The organism is Pseudoalteromonas sp. S1650, from assembly GCF_005887195.1.
In the GTDB taxonomy this organism is placed as follows: domain Bacteria; phylum Pseudomonadota; class Gammaproteobacteria; order Enterobacterales; family Alteromonadaceae; genus Pseudoalteromonas; species Pseudoalteromonas simplex.
The window spans coordinates 1-275 of sequence record NZ_PNDF01000274.1; the positions used below are offsets into that span (position 1 = coordinate 1).

The following is a 275-nucleotide window of genomic DNA, read 5'->3' on the forward strand; positions in this document are numbered from 1 at the left end:
GAGCGACCAAAGCTCCCTCTTCGCGCCGCAAAACTGCCCACCACGCGCGGCGTCGACGCTTCTCCACAATAACCAGCAGGAGCAGTTTCGTAATAAACGTTGCTGACACCACCTCCGTTTATGACGTAATCTGGTGCGTATAAAAAACCTTTTTCGCGGATGATCTCACCGTGAAGAGACTCTGCTAATTTGTTATTCGCACAACCTGCAATAATTGTTGATTTTAAACGCGGCATAGTCGTGTCATTAACCGTTGCGCCAAGTGCAAATTCTGC

At 48.7% G+C, this 275-nt stretch carries 1 pseudogene; it reads right to left on the bottom strand.

From position 1 onward, the window contains the following. Positions 1 to 275, bottom strand: a pseudogene (locus CWB80_RS22375) (amino acid dehydrogenase); the annotation flags it as partial.